Source organism: Flavobacterium crocinum (genome assembly GCF_003122385.1).
GTDB lineage: Bacteria > Bacteroidota > Bacteroidia > Flavobacteriales > Flavobacteriaceae > Flavobacterium > Flavobacterium crocinum.
Genome location: NZ_CP029255.1, coordinates 3,852,352 through 3,878,464 on the forward strand (window position 1 = coordinate 3,852,352; position 26,113 = coordinate 3,878,464).

The following is a 26,113-nucleotide window of genomic DNA, read 5'->3' on the forward strand; positions in this document are numbered from 1 at the left end:
TATGAAAAATATAAAATTGGAAACGATTCAGAATAAAATGAAAAAAGCATTCGCAATCGCAATATTATTCCTGATAACAGGGCAAATATTTGCACAAAAAGTAAAATCAGATTTAGAAAAAATGAATACATCAAAAGAACATTATACATTCCAACTTAGTGACAAAGTAATACGTCAAAAAGTGAGCTTCAAAAACCGTTACGGCATTACATTAAGTGGCGATTTATACCTTCCGAAAAATGTAGGAGATGAAAAATTGTCTACATTAGCAATCAGTGGACCGTTTGGAGCTGTGAAACAACAATCATCTGGATTATATGCCAACCAAATGGCAGAACGTGGTTTTATAGCTTTGGCTTTCGACCCATCCTATACAGGTGAAAGTGGAGGCGAACCACGAAATTTAGCATCTCCGGAAATCAATACAGAAGATTTCAGTGCTGCGGTTGATTTTTTAGGATTACAAAAAAAGGTGGATAGAAATAAAATTGGTATCATCGGGATTTGTGGTTTTGGCGGGTTTGCTTTAAATGCAACTGCTATTGATAAACGAGTAAAAGCCGTTGCTGCTACAAGTTTGTATGATATGACCAGAGTAATATCAAAAGGATATAATGATTCTGTAACTCCGGAACAGAGAAGTAAAACATTGGAAGCTTTAGGTCAGCAGCGTTGGAAAGATGCCGAAAATGGAAAACGGGCAGATGGTCCAAGAAATTTACCGGAAAAATTGAAAGGCGATGAACCGCAATTTGTAAAAGAATATTTTGATTATTATAGAACACAGCGTGGTTTTCAAGTTAATTCTGTGAACTCAAATGGATCTTGGCTGGTAACCAATCCGATATCTTTTATGAATATGCCAATACTAACTTATGTAAAAGAAATTTCGCCAAGACCAATGCTTTTAATTGCAGGAGAAAATGCGCACTCAAGATATTTTAGTGAAGACATTTTTAAAGTGGCAAATGAACCAAAAGAATTAATAATTGTTCCAAATGCGGTTCACGTTGATTTGTATGACAAAGTGGATGTGATTCCTTTTGATAAGTTAAAAAGTTTCTTTAATAATAATTTGAAATAATATATTAGATGGCGATTTGACACAAAGTCAAATAGGGTGCTGAAAGCAAATTATAAATCTCCAAAGTCAATTGTTTTTTTTTGTTCAGAAAACCTTGAGTTGAGGTTTTCGTCTTGATCCAAACTAACTTTATTAATAGGGTATATGAAAAAAGGCGCCAATTGAATTCAATTGGCGCCATTTGGCTTTGTGACGGGGACAGGACAAATTTCAACATCATTTTTGGATGATTTGAAGAGATTGGCTTTCTATATGTAATGTCTGTCTTTCATTGGCGTTAAAAAATTGGTTCGGATGTCCTGAGTAGGATTGATGCAAAAATTGTAAAAACTCAATTGATCCATCGCATTAAACTGATATATAAATTTACAAAATTTATGCAGGATTTTAAAAGATTGTTTAAGTTAAGGCAGGATTGTCTTTCTTTGGCTGTATGAATTATTTGATTGTTGTTCCACTGGAGCATTTCTATCCTAATTGGTGCTTTTAAATGAGTTTTTCGTAAAAGCAATAAGCCCGAAACAAATCGGGCTTATTGTCTTCAAATTTAATTATAATTCTAAACTTTTGGATGCATCGTAATTAAACTAGTTTTTTGCAAGTTATGCAAGACTTTCTCCTATTCGGAGATGGGTACTGAGAACAACCCTGTTCCAAAGATTGATTGTTATGATGGCCGTTATTATATCTGCTATCTGGCTTTCACTGAAATACTGTAAGGCCTTTGTATAGGTTTCATCCGTTAATCCGTTCTCATGAATTAATGTTATCTCTTCAGTTACCGCGAGCACCACTTTTTCCTCTTCTGTAAAAATGTCCCCAGCTTCTCTCCAAGCACTCAAGAGAAAAATGCGCTGGTTTGACTCGCCGTTTTTAACGGCGTCCTGAGTGTGGATGTTGATGCAGTAGGCACAGCCGTTGATCTGCGAGGCACGTATCTTTATGAGTTCTTTGGCTGTCTTGGATATGGAAATTTTTGAAAGGTAGCTTTCAAGTCCTATCATCGCTTTTAGTGCATCCGGAGCGGCCTGCTTAATGTTAAGTCGTTTTTGCATTGTATTATTCTTTTAAAATTGTTCAATGCAAAATTCAATAATAGGGAAAGGAAAAAACTTAAACTGGTTTAAGAAAGAAGCCTTTTGCGTATTTCGCTCAAGTATTCGGGCGTGAATCCTAGATAGGAAGCGATGAGGTATTGGGGAACACGCTGGATGAATTCGGGGTGGTTTCTGACTGCCTGGAAATAAAACTCTTCCTTAGAGAACGAGAAAAGAAATTTGATGCGTTTCTGTGCGGCTGCATAAGCCCTCTGGTAGACAAAACGGAAATAGCGCTCCATTACCGGAAACTCTTCCAGTAGCTTCTGCTGCTTCTCCAAAGTGATGTAAAGCAATGTTGATTTCTCTACTGCCTGAATATAAAATTCTGTCGCGAGCTGGTTCTCGTAGGCAAAGTTATCGGTAAGCCACCATGTTTCTATGGCAAATTCCGTGGTTTGTTCGGTACCTTTCTCGTTAATATAAAACTTTCTAAGCAGGCCGTCCAAAACAAAATAATGATGACGGCAGATCTGTCCCTCCTTTAGCAGGTTCTCTTTTTTACACGTTTGTTTTATGTCGAAGAATTTTTTGATTTGCTCAAAGTCATTGTCTGATACCTGTGCAAATTTGGCTATATGGTTTTTGAGTATATTGGACATCTGGAGTAAATGACATATTGGTTTTGACTGTTCGGCCAGCTTTTTTAATCGGAATGGCATCGCTGGCAGGCTCTTAAGCAAATATAGCAATAATATACTTAAATACGTTTTGAAATCAGATTTCATTATTTGTCATTAAATAGTAATTGAAAGCAATTTGGAGATTATATAGAGTCAATTTCTATAATATTCTGGGGGTTCGAATCCTGTTAAGTTATCGAATGATAAATTAACTATTTGTATTATTTTTCATCTAAATATACACGCTGAAGCAATTTTTCTATTATTTTAGAGAAAGAAAATAAAAGCAAAAATGACTCAAAGCCACCGTATTTATTAGTGTAAATGAAAAAATGGCGCCAATTGTCTTCAATTGGCGCCATCTGGCTGAGTGACCCCGACGGGACAAATTTCAACATTTTTTTTGGATGATTTGAAGAAATTGGCTTACTACATGTAATGTTTGTCTTTCATTGGCTTTAGAGTTTTGGTTTAGATGTACTGTTGGGGATTGAAGCAAAAATATATTTAGTTTTATGTATTATTTTACCAAAAATAAAAAGAGACAGCCTTAATCTTTTGCAAAAAAAAGATATCAATTCCTTATATTTAAAGTTTTGAGCTGGCAATAAAATGGTAATCAAAATCTCTAATACAATTGACTATTACTATTTTGTCGCATAGTAATTATATAAAAAGCCCTGAAATTTCAGGGCTTAATTGTAATTTATTTTCAGCAAACTACATTTTTGGAAGCAGTACTGCGTCCACTACATGTATGACACCATTAGATTGATTTACATCTGAAATTGTAACTTTAGCTTTATTGCCACTTTCGTCACTAATGTACAAATCTTTTCCATCCATCCAGGCAGTTAGAGTTCCGCCGCTAACTGTTTTTAAAGAAGCTTTTCCTTTACCAGCTTTTATTGCTTTTGCAATATCAGAACTATTCATTTTACCGGCCACTACATGATATGTCAATATAGTTTGTAATGATTTAATATTCTCAGGTTTCAATAATGTTTCAACAGTTCCAGCCGGCAATTTACTAAATGCTTCATTTGTTGGTGCAAAAACAGTAAATGGGCCTTTACCTTGTAAAGTTTCAACTAATCCTGCTGCTTTTACTGCTGCTACCAAGGTGGTATGATCCTTTGAGTTTACCGCATTTTCTATAATATTTTTATTAGGATACATAGCTGCTCCACCAACCATTACTGTTTTTTGTGCAAATGATGTCAATCCAAATCCTAATGCCAGGATTGCTGCTGCTAAAAATTTTCTAGTTTTCATAATTACTTTTTTTAAGTTATAAAGTCATTTACGCTTTAATATTCTTTTTGGTTTTAAAAGAGGTAAAAAAATAAATTAAAATGAATACAAGAGGCGAATTGATATATTAATAATGAAAGCTCCAATATTCCCTATTGTTATTTTAGCATTATTCAGCCCACTCATTAATCCAGTTGCTAACAGTCTGGCACCACTTCTGGTCGTCATTCAAACAGGGAATAGCCAGGAAATTTTCCCCTCCATTTTTCTCAAAATCTTCTTTGGCGCGCATGGCGATTTCTTCGAGCGTTTCTAAACAATCCGAAACGAAAGCAGGTGTTACAACAGCCAGATTTTTAATTCCTTTTGCCGGCATTTTGTCAATTTCAATATCAGTATAAGGCTCTAACCATTTATCTCCCGCCAAACGCGATTGAAATGTCAGACTGTATTTATCTTCGGGAAGCCCTAATAATTTTACAACTTGCCTTGTTGTTTCGTAACATTGGTGACGATAACAGAAATCGTGTGCCGGAGATGGCGCACTGCAACAAGAACCGTCAATTTTACAATGTGATTTTGTAACGTCGGTTTTGCGAATGTGACGCTCTGGAATTCCGTGATAAGAAAACAACAAATGATCATATTCAAAACCAACTAAATGTTTTTGAATTGAATCTGCCAAATTCTTGATGTAATCCGGTTTGTTATAAAATGCCGGAACATCAGTAAATGTAATGTGCGGGAATTTCTTCTTGCGGATTTCTTCGGCCTTTACCAAAATAGTCAAAGTCGAAGCCATTGCATATTGCGGATACAGCGGAAAAAGCAGTACTTCAGTAACGCCTTTATCATGCAATTGCTGGAGTCCTTTCTCGATTGTCATGCTTCCGTAACGCATTGCAAGTTCAACCGGTACATTTACTAAAGTCTGTACTTTTTTCTGCATTCTTTCTGAAAGAACAACTAATGGAGAACCTTCTTCCCACCAGATTTTCGCATAAGCGTGCGCAGATTCTTCTGGCCTTTTTCTTAAAATAATGCCGCGAACCAATAAAACTCTCAATAAATACGGAACATCGATCACGTATTTATCCATTAAAAATTCATCTAAATACGGTTTAACATCTTTTGGTGCGGGACTTTCGGGAGATCCCAAATTTACTAATAATACGCCTTTCATTATCGTTTTTGTTTTAATTTTCCTCAAACTCATTACTTGTTGCTTCTTAAAATTAATCAAATATATTTTTATTTATGCCTTAATCTATAAAAGCGAAACTGTTTTTATGATTGGTATTAATGGACATTATATATCTTTTTGGGGTTGTGGAAAATTTTTTCTTGAATCCCGCAATAAAGTGGCTTCCGGTGCTGTATCCTATTTTCAGCCCGACTTCATTTACATTGTAAGAACCGCTGTCCAATAGTTTTAAGGCGAAATCCATTTTGTAGTCAAACAGAAAACCGTATACCGTATCACCATAAATTTGTTTGAAGCCTGTTTTTAATTTTTTCATATTCAGCCCAATTTCATCTGCCAGCTGCTGCAGTCCTGGCGGTTCGGCCATATTGGCGATAAGTATTTCTCTGGCTTTTTTGATTTTCAGCACGTTATCTTCATCAGTCAAAAATGGACATTGCACTGCGTTTGGATCTTCCATTTTATTGAAATACAGACTCAATAATTCATATGCTTTTCCTTTATAATAAAGGTTCTTTAGGGAAGGATGAAGGCTGTAATGAAACAGCTGGCTCAAAACAACAGCCATAGCAGGACTGATGTACCCTTCGGTATAATACTTTTTTTTCTTCTTATCGGGGCTTAAAATAGAAATATAATCTGCTTGAACGGAAAATAACGAGTGAAATTTATTAATCGAAACAATAACAGAAATCATCCATGAATTTGGAGAAAGTTCTAACTTAAGCAATGACTGATGCTGCAGATTGCACAAAATCAGTGATTTTTCCTCTTTCAATTCTAATGTGCAATGATCCTGACTGGACAAAAAAAATGCATTGCCTTTTAGTGCGAAATGAAACTGTATCAGGCCGGCACCTATTTCGTGCTGTGCAGAAAAAGATTCTGAGCTGTCGTTCTGGAAACGGATAAGGGTAAGGCCGTCCTCAATTTGTATTTCTTCCTCCATTTTTTTGATATAAAAAATTATTGACTTTTCGAGATAGTTTCCAGCTGGTTATTGTTTATTGGCTTCTAAAACTGCGGCAAACTGGATATTTATTTTATTGGAAAGCTTGCTTTTAACCAAATTTGGGATTTCGATATTAAAATCACTGGCATTTACGCTGAAATTACATGAAATGCTGACCCCTGATGGTGATCTGCTTATCTTTGCATCAGTATTTATATCCCTGGATTTACCGTGGAGTTGTAATTTGCCTTTAATGATAAAATCCTTAGCATCTGCGCTTAGGCTTTGAAGATCAAATCCTTCTATCTTTCCTTTAAATATGGCTTTTGGATATTGGTCACTTTCGATGTAATTTTCATTGAAGTGTTCTTCCATTAAGGCAACCTTAAACTGGAAACCTTTCATCAGGGCTAAACTTGCAATCTCTCCTGTTGCTGGATTCAAAACAAAAGTAACATTCCGATTCACTGCTTTAACTTCTTCAAAAGAAGGAACGGAAGCTTCAAAAATGACTTTTGCCGATTTACTGACCATTTTTTCTTGTGATACGCCAATGGCGCAAAGACACAGCATTGCAATAAGTATTGTTTTTTTCATTATTTCGCCTTTATTTTTTTATAAAATCATCCTGTTTTGCGCAGTCTTATTTTAAAACTGCAATAATTTGAATTTTGACTTTATTATCCAGTTTATATTTAATAAGCGCTGGAATCGGAATGTTAAAATCACTTGCATTTATTTCAAAATCAGATATAAGGGTGACTCTGGAACCCGATCTTGTAATTTTTGCATCGGCACTTATATCCTTGGATTTTCCATGCACTTCTAATTTTCCTTTTATGGTGTAATCTTTATAATCTTCAGTTAGATTTTTAATGTCGAATCCTTCTATTTGCCCTCTAAAAATAGCTTTTGGATACTTATTGGTTTCCATGTAATTTTCATTAAAATGTTCTTCCATCAATGCCATTTCAAATTCAAATCCTTTCATTAAAGCCAGACTTGCCACTTCTCCAGTTGCGGGATTCAAAACAAAAGTTACATTGCTGTTAGTTCCTGCAACCGGCTGAAAAGAAGGTACTGAAGCTTCCAGAGTTATTGTTGCAGATTTAGTTACTATTTTTTCCTGTGAAAAAACAATAAAAGAAGCCAATAGCATTGGCATTATTATGATTTTCTTCATGTTGCTGTTATAGATTATTTTTCTAATAATCCATCCTGATTCCATTTTTTTATAATGTCGATAGTAGCTTGAGGCAATCTTGGTCCACCTTGCGGCATTAAGGAACTATCTCCATTTTCTAAAGAAATTCGTGTCAGCAGTCCTCTATTTAAAACTGCATTTTTCACCTGTTCATAAGTAACTAAAGACATTGGCGCGCCATTTTTAGGAACTGCCGCATGGCATACAACACAGTTATTATCAATAATAGATTTTACATTTTGGTTGTATGTTGCCAAACCATTAATTGGTGTAGAGTCAATTAAAGTACTTGGATCATCGTTGGCACAACTTACAAAGATTGAAGCTAATGATGAGATGGCCAGAAGGGTTTTTAAATTCATAAGATTGGTTTTTAGTTATAAATAAATGCATGTTTTTTTTAAGGATCATCAGGCATTTCAAAATCATATACGTTGAAAAGAATAATACAGATTTGGCAAGAGGCATATTTAATGTTTTAAATCCAATAGGTATTTTTTAACGTAGATAATTTGAAATACTAAAAACCAGTTATGAGAAAAAAAATACTAATTACAATTTTCCTTTTTATAATAATCGGAATTTCAACGTACCTCTACCTCTACAAAGGACATAGGGATATAGAATCGGAAACTGCCGATTATGCTGTAACGGTCAGCGGACTGGAGAGAGAGTTTACCTCAAACGACTCTCTGGCTTACATCAAATATCAGGACAAAACAATTGAACTATCTGCACGGGTAACCAGTATCGATAAAGCCGGCAATGGTATTGTTATGGGCGAAAAAGTATTTGTGACATTCAAAGACCGTTTGCCGCAAAATATTATATCCGGGAAAACCCTAAAAATTAAAGGGCGTTTTTTAGGATATGACGAACTGCTCCAGGAATTTAAAATAGACCAATCTTCAGTTGTACACTAATACAAATAACAATTTAAAACTAACCTCATGAAAAACTTTATCCTATTATTTTTTTTATTTCCGCTGTTAACCTTCTCCCAAACCGATTTATTGTCCGGGGTAGAAACTCCTTCTGCAAAAGAAAAAGTGACATCTGCATTCAAAGCCTTAAAAATCGTTAATCTCGAATCTACAAAATTGGCAGCAAAAGGCGATTTGTATTTTGTTGTTGCACACCGATTCGGCTCTATTAAAGATGGCTTTGAAGGTTTCTATGGACTGGATAATGCCAATACGCAGATTAAATTTATTTACGGTCTAACAAATGGACTCAACGTAAGTGCCGCCAGAAGTGAATTTGCTTATGACTTTGCAACAAAATATATGCTGTTTCCTCAAATAAAAGACGGCTTTCCTGTTACTATTGCCGGTTTTAATAGTTTATCTATTAATAACACATTAAAAGAAAGTCTGTATCCGAAACTTCAATTTAAAGACAGGCTGACTTATGTTGCGCAGCTGCTGATTTCAAGAAAATTTTCTGAAAAGCTGTCTTTAGAAATTGTGCCGTCATTCTTTCATCAAAATTTTGTTGAAGATGTAGATCAAAGCAATTCCCAATATGCCATAGGATTTGGAGGGAGGTATAAATTCGCTAAGCGCTGGTCCTTAAATATGGATTATGCGGCGCATTTAAACAGAGCGCCAAATTCACTTTATAAAAATCCGCTGTCTATTGGTTTTGATCTGGAAACGGGCGGACATGTTTTCCAGATGCATTTTACCAGTTCACAGGCAATTGATGAGGCTGGATATCTAGGAAGAACCACTGGCGACTGGACAAAAGGAGATATATTTTTTGGATTTAATCTTGCCAGGGTTTTCTAGTATCTACTTTATAATTAAATTATTAGGTAATTTCTGTATTTAAAATGATTCTAAATTAATCGATTTTCTATTATTTCTAAAACCGCAGCTCTAAAGTACACGTAGATAATTTTAAAACCATAAAAAAATTATGAAGACTAATAAAATAATCAAAAAAGGACTTTTAATTCTGAGCGGCATATTTGTACTGTTTGCCGCGATTTTGCTTTTTCACATTATAACGGCCAAACCGCCCGTTTATGACACCCCAAATCTCCAAGTAAGCAGAATCGATTTTAAATCAGATATTGATTCTCTGCAGGCCAGAAAAATTTGTGCCGACCTTAGAAGCATAAAAGGCCTGACATCAGACTCTATCATCGTTAAAAGAAATGTTGTGGTGTATTTCCACAATAATAAAATTACAAACTCGGAGAAAGTTTTCAACGAGTTGATGGCTAAAGGACGTTACGATGCGCAGCGCTATATTTTACCGGCAAATTTAGCAGACAAAGAAGTCTGCCCAATGAATCAAAATAGTTTGAGCTATAAACTGTCTCAAAAGATAAATCGTTTTTTTAATTAACCCTTTAATACTTTAAATTTATGAAAGTTTATTCAAAACTTACACTTAGTGTACTAATTGCTGCATCGGCAGCTATGATTTCCTGCAGCAGTAATGACGACGAAACCCCAGCACCGGTTAAGGCTTCTATCTACGAGCGTTTAGGCGGAACTAAAATGGTTTCTGATCCTGATAATTCCGGCCAGATGATCGAGCAGGGGCGTTTGAGTTTCCGCAAAGTGGTAAATTCAACTATCGGATTGATTGTTGCTGATATCCAATCGAACGCGTCGGGTAATCTGCAGGCACATTTTGCCCCTTTATTAGCAGAAACTGGAACTACCCAGTCTACCAATATTGCTAAATTATCAGATAACCTTACTGATTTCTTTTCGTTTAATACCGGAGGTACCAATGCTGTAAATACATATTCTGGTTTGAGTATGTCGGCTGCGCATGATCCCGCAAAAAATCCTCGTATGGGAACAAAATCAAGCAATGCAGATTATACGAAATTTGAAGGATATGTTGGAGCTGCGGCCAATGCGAATGGCGTTGCTTCGAATACAGAACTTTATACTGATATTGTTGCTGTTTTAGAATCATTGAGAACTCCTATAGTTCAAAAATAAATTTCTTCTCAAAACGCTGCCTGAAAAAGGCAGCGTTTTATATTTCAATACTATTTGAAGTATATAAATATTTTTCAAAACCTGTTAGTTAGCTTTATAATTCCTGGAAATTATCTAAAACCGCAGTTTAGGTCCATTTATTCCATAGTGATCTAAAAAGCATTTCCGGCGCTGTTATATAAATCTGCAGGCAATAATTTTTGAACCTTTTAAGGAAACCATAAATATGGAAAATTTTAATATGTCCAGATCCTCCACTTTTTATGCATTGGGGTTAAGCTACAAGAAAGCAGATGCAGTTATCAGAGGAAAATTTAGTCTAGATGCTAAATCACAATCTGATTTATTGCTGCAGGCCAAGGCAGAAGGGATAGAATCATTGGTAGTTACTTCTACCTGCAATAGAACTGAAATTTATGGTTTTGCCCATCATCCTTATCAACTCATCAAACTGCTTTGCGAGAACAGCAATGGCTCTGTAGAAGAATTTCGGCAGGCTGCTTATATATATAAGAATGAAGAAGCTGTCAGCCATATGTTCCGGGTAGGAACAGGTTTAGACAGTCAGATTCTGGGTGATTTTGAAATCATCAGCCAGATTAAAACCGCCTTTAACAATAGTAAACGGGAAGGTTTGGTCAATACATTTCTGGACCGGCTGGTAAATACAGTTATTCAGGCGAGCAAAAAAGTTAAAACGGAGACGAAAATTTCTTCTGGTGCAACATCGGTTTCTTTTGCATCAGTGCAGTATATTATCCGAAATGTGGCGGATATTGGAAACAAAAATATTTTGCTGTTCGGAACGGGGAAAATAGGAAGAAATACGTGCGAAAACTTAGTAAAACATACTAAAAACAGCCATATTGCCCTTATAAACAGAACAAAAAACAAAGCCGAATTACTGGCTGGCAAGCTGAATGTTATTGTAAAAGATTATGCTGATTTAAAACAGGAACTGCAGCAGGCCGATGTGCTGGTTGTAGCTACAGGAGCACAAAATCCCACTATTGACAAAACATCGCTTGCTTTACAGAAACCCTTATTGATTCTGGATTTATCCATCCCGCGCAATGTAGATGCCAATGTAGAAGAAATCCCCGGTGTAACTTTAATACATCTGGATGATCTGTCTCAAATTACGGATGACACGCTGGAAAAGAGAAAACAGCATATTCCTGCTGCAGAAGCCATTATTGATGATCTGAAATTAGAACTGAATACCTGGGTGAACGGCCGAAAATGTGCTCCGACTATTCATGCCTTAAAATCCAAGCTAAATGATATTGTATCAGCAGAATTTGCTTTTCAAAAAAGGAAAACAACCCATTTTGATGATGCACAGATGGATTTAATCAGTTCAAGAATTATTCAAAAATTAACAAACCATTTTGCCAGCCATTTAAAAAATGAAAACACTTCAGTGGATCAAAGCATTGAATTCATTGAAAAAGTATTTCAGATAGGACAGCTTGCACCGAATAAGGCTTCTTCACCAATAGAAGAAAAATACAAAATCAATCTGTCATAAATGCTTAATCAGTTTCAGTTTCAAAGCTTACCAGAGTACTGAAACAAGCCATGCAAAAATAGAACCCGTCAGCTGCGGTGCACGCTGCGACGGGCTTGTCCATAAACATAATCTTCCAAAAAATGTTTACTTAATTCTGCATGGGAGTAATCAATTCCTCATTTGGTAAAGTTAGACTAATTAATTTGGTGATAATTACATGATTATTAATTAATTTTATAATCAGCTTTTTTACTATAAATTGCCTCACGTCATTGATCCATGTTATAAAAAAGGCGGGCCGGCGTACCAAACGCTTGAGGAGTAAACTAATTTTCTGCCTCAGCTGAGCAATAATTGATAATCAGAGAGTGAGAGTGGAAAATTCAATAAATGATAAATAGTTAACGATTTAATGGGTTTTCATTATTTCAATTACTAGAAATTTTAAAAAAAGAAGTATGGGGTCTATTCCATTTTTGGCGTTCGAATCCTGTTAACTTTTAACTTACGCTAAGTTTCAATTTATCTTATTTTTCAAGTGAATTTGGAAGATTACTATTTGAAATTGTTGGTCAAAAACAGTTTATAAACATCCTCGAGGGTTAAACGCTAAAAAACGTTAAGCTTAAACTTTTTAATTAAATAAAGTATAAGTCGAAAGTATCTAATTATTGAAAGGATGCTTTAAAATTCTACTTTGGCTGCACAAATTTAAACTATTAACAGAGAAACTATTCAAGTCAAAATTTGACGATGATTTTAGATTTTTTTACTATGGCTAAGGGGTTTGGTTAAAGTTCCGCCAGAGTGCAGATCGAATCCCAAAAAGCGCATATTGAACAGGATCAATATGCGCTTTTTATTTAGGTCTTTTTATGGAATTAGACTTTTCCTAAAGTATAAAGCTGTTCCATTGTAGGTGTGAGGCTTCCCCCTGCAGGTTCCAGCGTGATGCCAAAAGCTTCAGCTGAATCGGTTTGGCTTACAGCGAAGATTTTTTGAGAGTTTTCTTCAAAATTATCCAGCAGACCAATACTTGTCGGTGTAAGCACCGTACTTAGTTTTAAAGACCAAACCTGGTAAACCATTCCTTTTGGAGGGTTTGGCAGACCTGCCGCGTCGATATAAGTCGTTTTTGTTTCTTTGTTCCAGTACACTTTTGCAAATGATGCCGGAGATACTGATTGTCCGCCCAGAGTAACGCTTGTATTTTTAATGTCTCTCACAATGCTCAGATTTTTCTCAGTCTGTTTATTCTGCTGGTCTAAAATAGCATATTCTCTTTCAATTTTATTTTTTTTGCCTCCAGCCTCAGAGACTGCCTGTTTGGATTTTGCCAGTTCTAAAGTCTGATATCCAAAACCTAGCAATAATAATAATGCAGCCGCCCAGCCGAAGTATTGCGGCAGGTTTGATGCTGGTTTTATATCGACAACTTTAGTATGTTTAAGCTCTAAACGCGCTTTTATTTTCTCGAAATTGGCAGCCGAATGGAAAGGTGAGAAGCTTGATGATAAGGCTGAAACAGCTTTTTCTATAGAAATGATTTCACTTTCAATCTCAGGGTTTTTTCTGGCCAGTTCGGCAATTTCCAGGTTCTCTTTTTCTGTCAGCAGGCCGTAAACGTAAAGTTCTAAAATGCCTGATTCAATATATTGCTTATCTTCCATTATATCTTTAAATAATTTCTTAAATCGTTGATACAGTTTCTGTTTTGTGTCTTTACAGTTCCCAAAGGTATAGCTAATTCTTCTGAAGCTTCCTGCTGGGTATATCCCTTAAAGAATAGCAGATCAATAATCTCGATACATTTTGGTTTCAGTTTTTTAACGAACTCCTGAATGCCAATTGCATCTAGTTTATTAGCTAATTTATTACTGTCATCTAACAGATTTACGAAATTATCCGAAGAAAGGTTTTTTTGGGTGTTGTTGAAATTTTTGGATCGCAGCTTGTCAATAGATGTATTCCTTGCAATATTAAGGATCCAGGTGTAGAACCGGCCCTTGCTTTCGCTGTAGCTATCGATGTTTTTCCAGATTTTTACAAAGACTTCCTGCAGGACATCTTCGGCTTCTTCGCGGTTTTTTACCAGAACATTTATGACCGAAAACAAGCTTTTTGAATACATATCATAGAGATGGGTGAAAGCCCTTTCATCTTTTTTGCGGATTAATACCAATAATTCTTCTTGGCTCATAGGATTGGATTTAAAGCTTAAATAAATTTTGATTTCTTAGAAAGTGGTAATGCCGGATAAAGGTAATTTATTTTTTACGTAACTGGCCCAAAAGCAGAAATAAAGGATATCACTTTCAAAATGCCAATTTTCGTGGGGTCATATTAATGATTTTTAGGAGCTCTTCCCGCTATACGTTCCAATCTTTTGCGCCGAACCCCGCCGAAAAAGGATTTCCACTGCTATCGGGGCTAAAAAGTTAAAAAGACAATTCGGAAACAAACCAATTTTTTGCTTTAGTGAAGCAACAGTTATATTTGAAAAAATGAGAGCGGGAAATTCAGTGGCTTTACAAATTTGTTTTAGTTATCCTGTTAAGGATTGATGTAAAATGAAAAAAACAACCTATTTATTGGGTAAGATTGTCGTGACATTGCCACGACAATTGATCTTCAATTATGTCTTGACGGTCGCATTATTATGGTTATGCAATTGTTCTTTATTAGATTAACTTTTTAATGTTAACACCTTGAATTATGTTAAAAAAAAACAGGTGTGAGAGAACCGTTTTAATCCCAAGTATTATAAATAGACAAAGTGGTGTTTTTTGGTAAAGAAAACAAGAACTTTATTTAAGATAAAAACAAAAAAGAGTACTTTTGCGCTCCATAAACAAAACAATAACTTTGAAAAAGTATCTAATCGTATTGCTTGGCTGCATTATTTTAGTGCCATCATTTGGCAGTGTTTTTGTTTATGTATCTTTTAAACTAGAGCAGCAAGAAATTGTAAAAACAATCTGCGTACAGCGAAAAATGGTTTTTAATACCTGTAACGGACGCTGTGAACTTCAAAAAAGTCTAAAGAAATACGACGACAACGAAAAGAAAATGCAGAACAACCTTAAAGAAAAAACAGAGTTGGCTTACATTTTAAACACTTCAAATAAGACTTTCAAATTATTAGAACCTATTGAAATCAAAGCTGGCTTTTCGGCTAGATTCGACAATAAGCCTGTTTCTGTTTTAACAGAGACTTTCCGTCCCCCTTCTCTTTTTATATAAATTATAATTTCCATTGCAATTCCTATTGGAATAATTTTTCATTGTTGTATAACAATGAAAGATTGCTTGCACTTTAATAAAATTACAATTATATAAAAATTACAAAATGAAAAAAGTACTATTTTTTGCGGCAGCTTTGACGGCTTCACTACAAATCTATGCGCAAAAAAAAGACAGCATATCGGGCAAATATACCTTAATGGACGAGGTGATTATTGGAGGAGTCAGAAAGTCCAAAGATGTTTCCAGTGAACTGGCTTCTAAATTGCCACTCAAGAACCTGGAAAATCCTCAGGTGACCGCTTCGGTCTCACCGCAGCTTATTAAAAACAGAAATTTTTTCACTCAAGGCGAAATGCTCAAAAATGCCACAGGTGTTGCGCCCAGCTGGGCAGGAATTTCACCTTATTATTCCATCCGGGGATTTCGTACCCGATCGAGCTTCAGAAATGGCGTAAACGGTTATGTGGCCTCTGATATGGATCCGGCAAACATCGCCCAGTTAGAAGTAATCAAAGGACCAAGCGCTGTAATTTTTGGCGGAGGCGGCGCAACTATGATTACTTTTGGAGGACTAATTAATCGGGTTACCCTAAAACCACAACAGACCACTTTTGCTGACATTACTGTAATGGGCGGATCTTACAATCTGCAACGTGCAACTCTTGATATCAATACACCTCTTGACAAAGATGGAAAGGTTCTTGCCCGTTTAACCGGCGCTTATAACTACAATGATACTTTTCGGGACCAGGGTTTTTCAAAAACATTTTTTTTAGCTCCAAGTATTTCTTATAAAATCAGCGATGATTTAAATATTCAGCTTGATGCCGAAATTTTAAACAAAACCGCTACCAACAATCCGCTTTACCAGGTGGCTTTGGGGACTGCTAAATCAGCAGATGAACTCCATTTGGATTATTACCGTTCTTTCAATGACAACTCACTTACACTCAATAATAAGGCAGTAAATATTTACGGAAAAGTCATTTACAGGCTTTCAGAGAATTGGAAATCGGAAACCAATTTAATTTCAGTCAATAATAAAACTCCGGGCGATTACATCCGATTAAGATTAGATGATAACAGCCAGAATGTGACGCGAAGAGTGTACAGAATGTATCCGGAAAACATTACCAGCCAGCAGATCCAGCAGGATTTTGTGGGGAATTTCAAAATTGGCAGTGTGAAAAACCGGCTGATTGCGGGGGTTGAATACTATCATTATCTCTATGGGATTGCCAGTAAATCTATGAATTTTACTAAAGTTTCAGCTGCTGGGACAGATCCTGAGAATGCTAATTTTAATAATGAATACATTTCCGGTCAATTGGCCTTAAAACCCTATGGAGAGAATTATAAGGCAATTCAGGATCATTATTCCCTATATATTTCAGACGTTATCAACCCTTTGGAGAATTTAAGTGTAATGCTTAGTGCCCGAATCAATTACATCAATAACAAAGGGACTGAGGATTTATTAACAGCGACAACTACCGGGGATTACACACAAACGGCTGTTTCTCCGAAATTGGGAATCAATTACCAGATTATCCCTGAAAGAATAGCATTATTTGCTAATTATATGAATGGTTTTCAGCCGCAGGCACCGCAGTCGGTAAACGGGCAGATGACCAATTTCCAGCCCGTTTATGGAAACCAGTGGGAATCGGGAGTTAAAGTTTCCCTGAAAAAGAACCTGTTGGATGCCGTTTTGAGCTATTATAATATTGATCTAACCAATGCGGTAAGACAAAATCCAAATGATACGGCTTCCTATCTGCAGGATGGCGAGCAGCGCAGTAAAGGTTTTGAAGCAGATTTAGAATCAAATCCGATGAAAGGACTGTTTTTGCATGCTGGTTTTGCTTATAATGACAGTAAACTTATTGTTTCCGATGCACTTACTCAAGGGCTAAGGCCTGTAGATGCCGGTCCCAAACTTTCCGGAACCTGGTACGTGAATTACGCTCCGCAGTCAAAAGCTTTAAATGGCTTTTCATTAGGTATAGGCGGCAGTCATTATGGTAAAGATCTGATGATCAATAATATCAATGGCTCTTTTTATACGAATCCTTATATAGTAATCAACTCGGTGCTGAGTTTTGAGAAAACCCGTTATGTATTTTCGCTTTCTGCCAATAACCTGCTCAACGAACATTATTGGTATGGCGGCCGTGGTATGGTTACTCCGGGAACCCTTCGCCAGGTGATTTTATCTTTGAAATTAAAATTGTAATGCTGTAATTCAGAACTTCCATTGAAAAAAATTACAAAGACCTCATTTAAACTGCACAGCTGCCTCGGATTGTTTTTCGGGGTACTGTATCTGTTTTTTGGAATTTCGGGCGCTTTATTGGTTTTTAAAAAAGAGATTGAGTATTTCAATAATCCGCCAATGCATTGCTGTGTAAAGGGCAGTAAAACCATTTCATTAAACCAGATGTATCATAAAGTCTCTGAGAGGTATCCCCAGGCGCGGCAGATCATGCTGCAGACTTTTCCCAGAAATAGCTGCGACACCTATGAATTTATGATTTTTAATTATCAGGATAATGTCAGCGATAATTATCTCTATTGCTGTATGGTAGACCCTTATTCTGGAAAAATTGTAGCAGAAGGCAGTTTTAGCTCTTTACAATCGCCTTTTTTCCGCTGGCTGTATGCTGCGCATTATTCCCTTTTAATTGATAAACCAGGCAGGCTTATAACGGCCATTGCGGCCATTGCATTAATTTTAAACTTAATTACAGGTGTGATCATTTATCGCAAAAAGATATTTGCTGTACTTGTTTTTAAAGAGAAGTTAAATCGTAAATCTTCCAGAACCCTTTATTCTTCGCTGCACAGGATTATTGGTGTCTGGACCCTGTTGCTTAATTTTATTCTTTTTTTTACAGGTTTCTGGATGAATAAAAGTCTTTTTTTACCTTCTGAATGGGAATTAATTTCTAAGAAAGAACAGAATTATCGGACAAGGGCAAATATTGACCAGGTGATAAAACATGCCTGGGAAATTCCAAATTTCAATCCAATTGCCGTAAAAATAGCTGCTGATAAAAAAACGGATATTATAGTAAGCGGTGAGTTCTCTGATACCCAAAACCCGCTGTATTTTGGTAAAGGCAGCGACGTTTATTATGACAGTGATAACGGAACTTGGATCAAAACCATACGCATTGAAGAAAAATCATTTTCCGACCGGTTTTATTGGATCATGAAACAGCTTCACAGGGGGGATTATGACAGTTTTTGGATAAAAATTTTGTATGTAATTGCCGGATTCAGTCCTGCAATACTTTCTATTACGGGATTTATTCTTTGGAAAAGAAAAGGCAGAAAAGAAATATCTAAAAAACACAAATAATAAAATGCCTGTTTTGTGATTTTAAAACTCGTTTAAATGGGGCTCCTGCTATGAGTTTAAAAATGTTTTTAATGCTCTTACATGCACTAATACGATAATTGAACAAATAGCGTGCAATGCCATTTTCCTTATTATCTAATAGATTTCTAAGGCTAAAATTAAATATAAATTTAAAATTTTTGTTTAATTACTGGATATAAATGTTGAATAAAACGCCCTTGTTTAAATTACCATCAGCGGTTATAATTCCATTATGATTTTCTACAATTTTCTTTACAATAGCCAGACCAATTCCCGTTCCGGGATATTCCTCAATGTGATGGAGTCTTTGAAATATGATAAAGACAGTCTCGTTGTATTGAGCTTCAAAGCCAATTCCATTATCTTTAAAAGTAAGATTCCAATAGTCACAAACCTGCGTACTACCTGGCAGATTAAGCAGCTTGAATTCACTGTACTTAATTATAGTAGATTGTATGGTAATATGAAGTTCAATATCAGGTATAGAGAACTTTAAGGAGTTTGATATCAGGTTATAGATAAGCTGGCGAAATTGGAATGGCCTTATATAGGCAGGCACTAATCCGTTTATTTTAAAAACAGCTTTTTTTTGATCAATTGCATCTGAAAATTCTGATTTAATATCTTCGATTACAGCACTCAAATCACTCACTTCATAGGGATGTTCCAGTACACTCACTTTTGAAAATTCCAGTAAATCTTCAATAAGCTGTCTCATTCTTGTTGCCGAGACATGTATGCGTTTCAAATTGTTTTTTCCCGCCTCAGTCATCGTGTTGATCTCTTTTTCCATTATAATGGAAATGAAAGTCTGAATTTTTCGCAGCGGTTCCTGCAGGTCATGGCTTGAGATAAAATTAAAAGCAAGCAGTTCTTTATTTGCATTCAATAGCTCAATTGCTCTTTTTTCCTTCTCCGCATTTTGGAGTTCGAGTTCCTGATTTGCCTTAAGCAGTGCTGCAGTCTGTATTTTTAGTTTTTCAATAAGCTCTTCTTTCTGAACTAATTCTTCTGCTTCTTTCAGGGCACGATTTATTTTTTGGATCAGGGATGAGAAATTATTTTTGGAAACATAATCCGTAACACCTTCTTTTATAAGCATGACAGCATTTTCTTCCCCAATAGTACCTGAAATTATGACAAAGGGTATATTAAGGCTCCTGTCTTTTACTATTTTAAACGCAGAAACAGCATCAAATGAAGGCAGCGTATAATCTGATAGGATAATATCGGGCAAAAATGTATCAAGAGATTCTTCAAAAACATTTCTTGAATCGACTATTTTTGTTACAAACGACACCCCTGATTTTCTCAAGTGACGGATTCATAAATCTGCATCAGAAGTATTGTCTTCTAATATCAATGCTCTAATATCTTTTTTCATTTACTATAGAATCATAGTTTTAGGAATATAAGTTAAATCCTTAATTAGCAGGCTGGCTCAGGATCATCCAATACATCCCAAGTTCTTTTATTGCATTAAAAAAGTTGTTGCTGTCTACAGGTTTTACAATGTAACTGTTAGCACCAAGACTATAACATTCTGCAATGTCCGGATCTTCCTGGGAAGAGGTAAGAATGACTATTGGAATAGATTTAAGCGCATCATCGCTTTTGACTTTTTCCAATACCTGCATTCCTGACATCTTGGGCATTTTTAAATCCAAGAGAAGAAGTTTGGGATGTAATTTTGGATTTCTCTTTGAATAGATTCCCCTGCAGTACAGAAAATCAAGCGCTTCGGCGCCATCCTTGACATGCAGGAGTTTGTTTGTAAAGCCGCTTTTATTAAGAGCGCGCACGGTCAGCATAGCATCTTCCATGCTGTCTTCGGCAAATAAAATTTCAATATCTTCGTAATCCATTTTTTTTGTTTTTTTAATGTTTAATATTCGGCAGGCTGAAGTAAAATTCAGCACCTTCATCTAGTTTTGATTCTGCCCAAACTGCTCCCGAATGCCGGCTGACAATTTTTTGCACAATCGCCAGTCCAATGCCTGTTCCTTTAAATTCTTCCTGCGAGTGCAGACGCTGGAAAACGCCAAACAATTTATCATAATAAGCCATATCGAATCCTGCACCCCAATCTTTTATACTGTAGATGATTTTGTGGTCTTGCAACGTTGATGCTATTTTGATTTTTATCTCTGGCTTGTATTTTGAATATTTTATAGCATTAGAGATTAGATTGATCCAAACCTGTTTGATCAGTGAGGAATCTCCATTTGCTGGGGCAAGTTCTTCAATTTCAAAAATGGGTGTATTTTCACCTTTTTCAAATGTTATATCATTTATGACTCCATTTACTAGTGAGGTCATATTTATATTGCTAGATGAGACCTCTTTGCGTCCTAATTTGCTGAAAGCAAGCAGGTCATCGATCAATATTCCCATTTTATTGGAGTTGTTGACTATGGCTTGGATGATTTTTTTTCCATCATCATCTATTGAATCTGCATGGTCCTCTATCAGTATTTGTGTATAACCGTTAATCGCCCGAATAGGTGCACGCAGATCATGTGAAACTGAGTAGGAAAATGATCCCAGTTCTTCCTGCGCTTTTTTTAGTTCATCATTAGCCAGGGTCAGTTCACTGCTTCGCTTTTCCTGATAGGCAAGTTCTCTGTTTTTAACTATTAATTCTGCAGCCCTTTTTAGCTTTTCCACTTTTCTTTTCTCTTTCAAAATCTTTTCTGAAGCAAGTTTTTTGTTGGCTATTATAAGTTCAGCAGCACGTTTTTCTTTTTCAATACTCTGAATAGCCAGTTCTTTATTGGCGTTAATTAATTCTTCTGCTCGTTTTTCTTTTTGTTCATTCTGAAAATTTTAATTCTTTATTTGCAATGATTAATTCTGCAGCACGGTCTTCCTTTTCCTTATTTTGAAAAGCAAGTTCTTTATTTGCAATAACTAACTCAGATGATCTTTTTTCCTTTTCCTGAGCTTGGACAGCCAGCTGTAAAAATTGTGTTTTGGAAAGTGTTATGTCTGTTGCTATTTTTAAGACCTTATAAGGTTTCCCTTGAGTATTGAAAATAGGATTATAACTGCCCGAAAACCATATTAATTTGCCGTTTTTCGCCGTCAGGATAAATTCGTCCCTTTGATGAATACCTTTTTTCAGGCTGTTCCAAAAAAACTGATACGCATTTGATTTTGAATAGGAGGGATCAACTAAAAGACTATGATGCTTTCCCAGCAAATCTTTTGCAGTGTAGCCCATAATTTTGAGGAAATTTTTATTGGCATTTAAAATATTGCCATCCATATCGAACTCAACAGATGCGTTTGTGGTGTTTATAGCATTTGTTAGATTTAACAAATACTGTTCATTTGCATCAAGTTGTTCTTTAAGTGCTAAAATTTCAGGTTCTATTTGCTTATTGTGAAATTCGGCTTTAATGCTGTTGCTAAAAGGCTGAACTGCTTTTTTTGATATTTTGATTTTCTGAAGTGGTAACTTTTCTCCTGTGGGATGTACCTTATTCTCTGAATTATTTTCATCAGAAAGCACTACTTCCTTAATACCATTTTTTTCTTTAATGCTCATAGTAAGCGATGTTTTATTTGAAAAATAACGGCAGTAATTTGCTGGAAAAGCACCTATATTTTAATAATTATTTAGAACGTATACCTTGATGGTAAATGAGGTAATTTTTATACTAAGCGAATATAGGTAAATAAAATGGTTATACAAGTTAATATCTTAGGTAGCGGCTATAATGCATATAATTTAGATATTTATTATAATTAGATTAATGGTAATTACAGCTATAAATCTGAACTGGAATTAATGTCAAAAAATTACCATAAATCAAGAGAGAAAAATACCTATAAACTTAGAGTGACTTCGAATCATAGATCAGCTTAGATTAAATCTTTAATAAAGCTACATTAAGACTATTGGGGATTGATGTAAAATGCTTTCTAAACATTGATGAACATATAATAGTAATGTGCAAAGTCATTTGATTTGGATTTTTCTTTTCGAAAAGTATGGAAGCTGAACTCTTGCTGTTCTCACCGATCCTGATGATTAAAAATATGGTGAATGGCAAAACTGGCATAGTGCCTTTAACTTCAGGGATGGATGATGAAATGAGGGAAATTTCTAAAGATCCAGATGTGCAACAGAAACTTAAATTTTCATTTGTTGGCCCTAAGAATACTGTAAAAAAAATGACTTTTATCTTTCCTTAAGCACAATAAAATCAATGAAAGCATAAGTGTTTCAACTATTTTTAATTTTAAAGACAGAATTAAGTTCACCCAGCTTTCACTGAAGTAATGAAAGAAATCAATGGTACTTTTGCAAGTTTAGATCTAACAAATTAAATTCGAGCTGTCCATAAAAATTGTATAAAATACGTGTAAATTTAAGTTAGTTACAAAGGACCTTAATTCTATTGCAATAGTGCTTATTATTTTTGAATAAAAGTCAGTTATAAATATCAATTCCTTTCTGATTTATTTGTAAATTAACATCTGTTTCATGGAAAGGGTTCATTGTACTTAAATTAAGTCATGAACCCTTTTTTTATGAATCTAAATCATTGCAGCCGTTTTAAAACCGATCTGTAAAATAGACTGATTGAATAGCTTTTATGGATTATATTTTAAAATATGAGGTATTGGCTGCTCTTTGAAGATAAAAAAAGAGGCTCCCCAAAGCCTCTTTTAAATTAATGTTTACCATTTCCTTTTCCCTTGCCATTTCCATTATGGTTTCCATTATCATGGTGGCTTTTATCTTTATTGTTTCCTTTTCCTGGCTTTTGTCCTATTGTTTTTTGAGGTTTTCCTTTATAGCCCTTTGCATATTTTACTTTATGGGATTTAAAGCTGTCGTAAGGCCTGTCTCCTCTGTAATCAGTCAGTACTACTTTATATTCATTATAAAGATCATAGTTTCGATAGGCAGAGGGAAGTGATCTGGTTCGCACCCATTTTCCGTTATTGAGATAAACATAATTGGACGTGCTTACATCGTAATAGGTTTCAAGATCCGGCAGATAATAATAACGGGCATCCGCATAACCGGCAGGTCCCCAGGCAGGAGGTGTTCCTATGTTTACATTTACTGATACCTGAGCCTGAGCGTAACCAAATGAAAGGAATAATACCCCGATCAAAAAATATTTTAAAGTTTTCATGATTTTACTTTTAAATTCATTATTATATTTGGATAAAAACAATAAACATGCCGTAAATTCATATCCATTACACTTGTTTGATTATGTGTTATTTATATTTTATGTTGATGCTGATAATATCAGAAGTCATATTGGTAGTTCTGGTATAATGCCCATAACGAATCTCCAGCGTATTCCAATGCTTGAGCCCAAAAATTCCATTAAGAGGTGTGAATTTCATTCCCATCCCAAAGAAACTGCTGTCAAACTTAGACAAATCATAGTTGCTGGTATAATATTCATCAGAAGCGGTGTGTTCGCCGTACGGTTTAAAATATTTCGTTCCTGTCTGTGTATAATACCTGTAGAACGGACTCACAGAAAACGCCTGTGTTAATTTTACAGGAATTTCAAGGTCAGCCGTATGTGCTTTCAGGCTCCAGTCATCGGTATAATATCTGTAATAAGCGCGAATAATTACGTTATCTCCCAAGAAATAACTGGCCCTTATTCCCAATGGGATTTTAAGTCTTGTATCGGGCATTTTTTCCTGATGGACAGAGCCGTCAGCAAAATAAACCCTGTGAAAAGGAAGACTTAAATAGCCATTCTGGCTGATGACGTCCCCTACAAGCATTAGCTGCAGGTTTTTGTTTACAACCTGGGAGTAGCTCAAAGTCCCTGCAAAAGTATTTCTGTTAGCACTTTCATAACCTTCACTTCCCGGAGCACGAAGTTCAACGGGCTCAATTAATTTGAGCTGATCTATAAAGGTCTGGAATTTGGCCGTGAATTCCCCGTTTCTGTCTTTTGTTTTCTGCGAGAAGGCAATATTTCCTCCAAAAGACTGGTAATCAAATTCCGTTGATGATGAAACGCCGATTCCAAGCGTTCTTCCTTTTTCTTCATTTTCCCTAAGGTAGGTCAAAGAAGGGTAGAAGCGGTTGTCTGAAGACGATGCAGATGAATTAGCGCTCAGGTCAATCATATCTGATGAAGCAGAGGTATAATGGTCAATACCGGCTTCAATATCAAAGGTATGCTTGATTCCGGTCTGGCCGTATTTTACCAGCTTAACATCAATGGTATTGGCAATATCAGTTAGATGCTCAGAACCGATTCCACCCGTAACGGCTGAATTGTTTCCGTCTTGTTTATAATAGCTCGAAACCAGATTAACTTCTTCCAATTTTAATTTATTGCTTTTATAACTGGTAGAATCGGCCGGGACATTCTGCGCCCTTGCCTGAAATAATGCCAATAATGCAAATCCTGTAATGAATATTCTTTTCATTTTTTGATCGTATGAAAATTAGTTACAGCCACAGCCGCCGCCGCTTTTTCCTGAATTGGCCCCGGAAGCTCCCTCACGGTAGGATTGAAAACTAAGTTCTGTCTTTTCTATTTTCCTGTTGGAAAGTACCATTTCAGAATCGTTGATTTTTCCTTTCTGGTATTCCTTTACAGAGGTGCAGGATGTGAGAAGAATGCCTGTTAAAGCAATACTGCATAAAAGCACGAGATTTTTTTGCCTTGGCTTTTTCATTTCAGGTTAATGTTTTTAGAAGTGTAAATTTTGTTGTTGTCGTCAATTATAATACAAAATAGATCCGGTATCTGATCTATTAAAAACAAGCCTGCTTTAATCCCCATTACCGCTATAGGAGTTGCCATAGCATCTGCAAATTCTGCATTTGAGGCGATAATGGTCACGCTTTTTATTCCCGATATCGGAAGTCCTGTTTTTGGGTCAATGGTATGCGAATATTTTTTTCCGTTAATGGTCACGAATTTTTCATAATTGCCCGAGGTTGCCACCGCCTTATTTGAGATTTCCATATAGGAGAATGCCGCATTTGGCGAGTCAGGATCAGCCACACCGATGGTCCATTTTTTGCCGTTGGGCTGCAGTCCCCATGCCGAAAGATCTCCGCTGGCATTAATTATGCCGCTCTGTACATTATGTTTTATAAGAATTTGTTTTGCCATCTCGGCAGCATATCCTTTTCCGATACCTCCAAAACCAATCCGCATTCCTTTTTCTTTTAGAAATACTGTTGTATTTTCCCTGTCAAGTATAATATTTCGGTAATCAATAAGGTGTACCATTTTGAGAGCGGTCTGGGCATCAGGAAGACTGGTCATGGATTTGTCAAAATTCCACAGACTTTTGTCGATACTTCCATAAGAAATATCAAATGCACCTTGTGTGATTCTCGAAATTCCGATAGATCTTTCAATAAGATTAAAAACCTCCAAATCTACTTTAACGGGTGCTATTCCTGCGTTATCATTGATCAGATTGGTCTGGCTGTCCTGTTTATAGGTAGTCAAAAGTTTTTCAATCCGTTTGATTTCCTGGGTGGCAAGTGCAATATTCTCATTTCCTGTTTTTTCATTTTCAGCAACAACTGTTATGGTAAAGCTGTTCCCCATGAGTTTTAGGGACTCGG

At 35.8% G+C, this 26,113-nt stretch carries 28 protein-coding genes; 10 read left to right on the forward strand and 18 right to left on the reverse strand.

The window, feature by feature from the left end:
* The first annotated feature begins 1 nt into the window (after position 1).
* Positions 2–1,084: an alpha/beta hydrolase gene (locus tag HYN56_RS17080; RefSeq protein ID WP_394336247.1), complete on the forward strand. Its 1,083-nt coding sequence runs from the start codon at positions 2–4 to the stop codon at positions 1,082–1,084.
* Between the two features lie 602 nt (positions 1,085–1,686).
* On the opposite strand, the gene HYN56_RS17085 is transcribed toward HYN56_RS17080, so the two are convergent.
* The 8 genes from HYN56_RS17085 to HYN56_RS17120 form a co-directional block, all read right to left on the reverse strand.
* Entirely contained in the window at positions 1,687–2,139 is a 453-nt protein-coding gene (locus HYN56_RS17085; protein WP_109193285.1) for a carboxymuconolactone decarboxylase family protein, read from the reverse strand.
* A gap of 68 nt (positions 2,140–2,207) precedes the next feature.
* Positions 2,208–2,783, reverse strand: coding sequence for a Crp/Fnr family transcriptional regulator (locus tag HYN56_RS17090; protein ID WP_026729722.1), 576 nt, complete (start codon positions 2,781–2,783; stop codon positions 2,208–2,210).
* A gap of 741 nt (positions 2,784–3,524) precedes the next feature.
* Positions 3,525–4,079: a fasciclin domain-containing protein gene (locus tag HYN56_RS17095; protein ID WP_109193286.1), complete on the reverse strand. Its 555-nt coding sequence runs from the start codon at positions 4,077–4,079 to the stop codon at positions 3,525–3,527.
* 148 nt (positions 4,080–4,227) lie between these two features.
* Positions 4,228–5,241, reverse strand: a complete 1,014-nt coding sequence (gene hemH, locus HYN56_RS17100) for a ferrochelatase (RefSeq protein WP_109193287.1) — start codon at positions 5,239–5,241, stop codon at positions 4,228–4,230.
* A 79-nt stretch (positions 5,242–5,320) separates the two neighbouring features.
* Positions 5,321–6,211, reverse strand: a complete 891-nt coding sequence (locus tag HYN56_RS17105) for an AraC family transcriptional regulator (protein WP_109193288.1) — start codon at positions 6,209–6,211, stop codon at positions 5,321–5,323.
* 48 nt (positions 6,212–6,259) lie between these two features.
* On the reverse strand, positions 6,260–6,811 hold the full coding sequence (locus HYN56_RS17110; protein WP_109193289.1) for a YceI family protein: 552 nt from the start codon (positions 6,809–6,811) through the stop codon (positions 6,260–6,262).
* A gap of 46 nt (positions 6,812–6,857) precedes the next feature.
* Complete coding sequence (locus HYN56_RS17115; RefSeq protein WP_109194851.1) at positions 6,858–7,397, reverse strand: YceI family protein; 540 nt, start codon at positions 7,395–7,397, stop codon at positions 6,858–6,860.
* A 14-nt stretch (positions 7,398–7,411) separates the two neighbouring features.
* On the reverse strand, positions 7,412–7,780 hold the full coding sequence (locus HYN56_RS17120) for a hypothetical protein (RefSeq protein WP_109193290.1): 369 nt from the start codon (positions 7,778–7,780) through the stop codon (positions 7,412–7,414).
* Positions 7,781–7,951: 171 nt separating this feature from the next.
* Here HYN56_RS17120 and HYN56_RS17125 point away from each other — a divergent pair, with 171 nt between their 5' ends.
* The 5 genes from HYN56_RS17125 to hemA all read left to right on the forward strand — a co-directional run bounded on the left by HYN56_RS17125 (position 7,952) and on the right by hemA (position 11,915).
* A complete protein-coding gene (locus tag HYN56_RS17125) occupies positions 7,952–8,341 on the forward strand; it encodes a hypothetical protein (protein WP_109193291.1) in 390 nt (129 codons plus the stop codon).
* 27 nt (positions 8,342–8,368) lie between these two features.
* Positions 8,369–9,208, forward strand: a complete 840-nt coding sequence (locus tag HYN56_RS17130; protein ID WP_109193292.1) for a DUF5777 family beta-barrel protein — start codon at positions 8,369–8,371, stop codon at positions 9,206–9,208.
* Between the two features lie 130 nt (positions 9,209–9,338).
* Positions 9,339–9,773, forward strand: coding sequence for a hypothetical protein (locus tag HYN56_RS17135; protein WP_109193293.1), 435 nt, complete (start codon positions 9,339–9,341; stop codon positions 9,771–9,773).
* A gap of 20 nt (positions 9,774–9,793) precedes the next feature.
* Complete coding sequence (locus HYN56_RS17140; RefSeq protein WP_091490987.1) at positions 9,794–10,384, forward strand: globin family protein; 591 nt, start codon at positions 9,794–9,796, stop codon at positions 10,382–10,384.
* A 226-nt stretch (positions 10,385–10,610) separates the two neighbouring features.
* Positions 10,611–11,915: a glutamyl-tRNA reductase gene (gene hemA / locus HYN56_RS17145; RefSeq protein WP_109193294.1), complete on the forward strand. Its 1,305-nt coding sequence runs from the start codon at positions 10,611–10,613 to the stop codon at positions 11,913–11,915.
* Between the two features lie 863 nt (positions 11,916–12,778).
* Here hemA and HYN56_RS17150 read toward each other — a convergent pair.
* Positions 12,779–13,567: an anti-sigma factor gene (locus HYN56_RS17150; protein WP_109193295.1), complete on the reverse strand. Its 789-nt coding sequence runs from the start codon at positions 13,565–13,567 to the stop codon at positions 12,779–12,781.
* Positions 13,567–14,097, reverse strand: coding sequence for an RNA polymerase sigma factor (locus HYN56_RS17155; protein WP_109193296.1), 531 nt, complete (start codon positions 14,095–14,097; stop codon positions 13,567–13,569). Before HYN56_RS17155 ends, HYN56_RS17150 begins: the two co-directional genes overlap by 1 nt.
* Positions 14,098–14,762: 665 nt before the next feature.
* Here HYN56_RS17155 and HYN56_RS17160 point away from each other — a divergent pair.
* From HYN56_RS17160 to HYN56_RS17170, 3 genes are all read left to right on the forward strand, one after another.
* The gene (locus HYN56_RS17160; protein WP_240622576.1) at positions 14,763–15,140 is read left to right on the forward strand and encodes a hypothetical protein; all 378 of its coding nucleotides are present in this window, start codon (positions 14,763–14,765) and stop codon (positions 15,138–15,140) included.
* A 106-nt stretch (positions 15,141–15,246) separates the two neighbouring features.
* Positions 15,247–17,379, forward strand: coding sequence for a TonB-dependent siderophore receptor (locus HYN56_RS17165; protein ID WP_109193297.1), 2,133 nt, complete (start codon positions 15,247–15,249; stop codon positions 17,377–17,379).
* A 21-nt stretch (positions 17,380–17,400) separates the two neighbouring features.
* Positions 17,401–18,507 (forward strand): PepSY-associated TM helix domain-containing protein, encoded by a 1,107-nt coding sequence (locus HYN56_RS17170; protein ID WP_109193298.1) that lies wholly within the window; start codon positions 17,401–17,403, stop codon positions 18,505–18,507.
* A 187-nt stretch (positions 18,508–18,694) separates the two neighbouring features.
* Here the strand turns inward: HYN56_RS17170 and HYN56_RS17175 are convergent, their stop codons facing one another.
* The 4 genes from HYN56_RS17175 to HYN56_RS17190 all read right to left on the reverse strand — a co-directional run bounded on the left by HYN56_RS17175 (position 18,695) and on the right by HYN56_RS17190 (position 22,078).
* Positions 18,695–19,843: a hybrid sensor histidine kinase/response regulator gene (locus HYN56_RS17175; protein WP_109193299.1), complete on the reverse strand. Its 1,149-nt coding sequence runs from the start codon at positions 19,841–19,843 to the stop codon at positions 18,695–18,697.
* Positions 19,844–19,952: 109 nt separating this feature from the next.
* On the reverse strand, positions 19,953–20,393 hold the full coding sequence (locus tag HYN56_RS17180; protein ID WP_109194853.1) for a response regulator: 441 nt from the start codon (positions 20,391–20,393) through the stop codon (positions 19,953–19,955).
* Positions 20,394–20,406: 13 nt separating this feature from the next.
* On the reverse strand, positions 20,407–21,213 hold the full coding sequence (locus HYN56_RS17185) for a sensor histidine kinase (protein WP_240622577.1): 807 nt from the start codon (positions 21,211–21,213) through the stop codon (positions 20,407–20,409).
* Between the two features lie 127 nt (positions 21,214–21,340).
* Positions 21,341–22,078 carry a PAS domain-containing protein gene (locus HYN56_RS17190; RefSeq protein WP_109193301.1) on the reverse strand — a complete coding sequence of 246 codons (738 nt, stop codon included), beginning with the start codon at positions 22,076–22,078 and terminating at the stop codon, positions 21,341–21,343.
* A 446-nt stretch (positions 22,079–22,524) separates the two neighbouring features.
* Between HYN56_RS17190 and HYN56_RS17195 the strand changes: the two genes are divergently transcribed.
* On the forward strand, positions 22,525–22,728 hold the full coding sequence (locus HYN56_RS17195; protein ID WP_109193302.1) for a hypothetical protein: 204 nt from the start codon (positions 22,525–22,527) through the stop codon (positions 22,726–22,728).
* A 482-nt stretch (positions 22,729–23,210) separates the two neighbouring features.
* Here the strand turns inward: HYN56_RS17195 and HYN56_RS17200 are convergent, their stop codons facing one another.
* The 4 genes from HYN56_RS17200 to HYN56_RS17215 all read right to left on the reverse strand — a co-directional run bounded on the left by HYN56_RS17200 (position 23,211) and on the right by HYN56_RS17215 (position 26,096).
* A complete protein-coding gene (locus HYN56_RS17200; protein ID WP_109193303.1) occupies positions 23,211–23,681 on the reverse strand; it encodes a hypothetical protein in 471 nt (156 codons plus the stop codon).
* Between the two features lie 88 nt (positions 23,682–23,769).
* Positions 23,770–24,954 (reverse strand): DUF3570 domain-containing protein, encoded by a 1,185-nt coding sequence (locus HYN56_RS17205; RefSeq protein WP_109193304.1) that lies wholly within the window; start codon positions 24,952–24,954, stop codon positions 23,770–23,772.
* Between the two features lie 18 nt (positions 24,955–24,972).
* Positions 24,973–25,206 (reverse strand): DUF4266 domain-containing protein, encoded by a 234-nt coding sequence (locus tag HYN56_RS17210; RefSeq protein ID WP_109193305.1) that lies wholly within the window; start codon positions 25,204–25,206, stop codon positions 24,973–24,975.
* Positions 25,203–26,096, reverse strand: a complete 894-nt coding sequence (locus HYN56_RS17215) for an FAD:protein FMN transferase (protein WP_317047875.1) — start codon at positions 26,094–26,096, stop codon at positions 25,203–25,205. The genes HYN56_RS17210 and HYN56_RS17215 overlap by 4 nt, the downstream gene beginning before the upstream one ends.
* Positions 26,097–26,113: the final 17 nt, after the last annotated feature.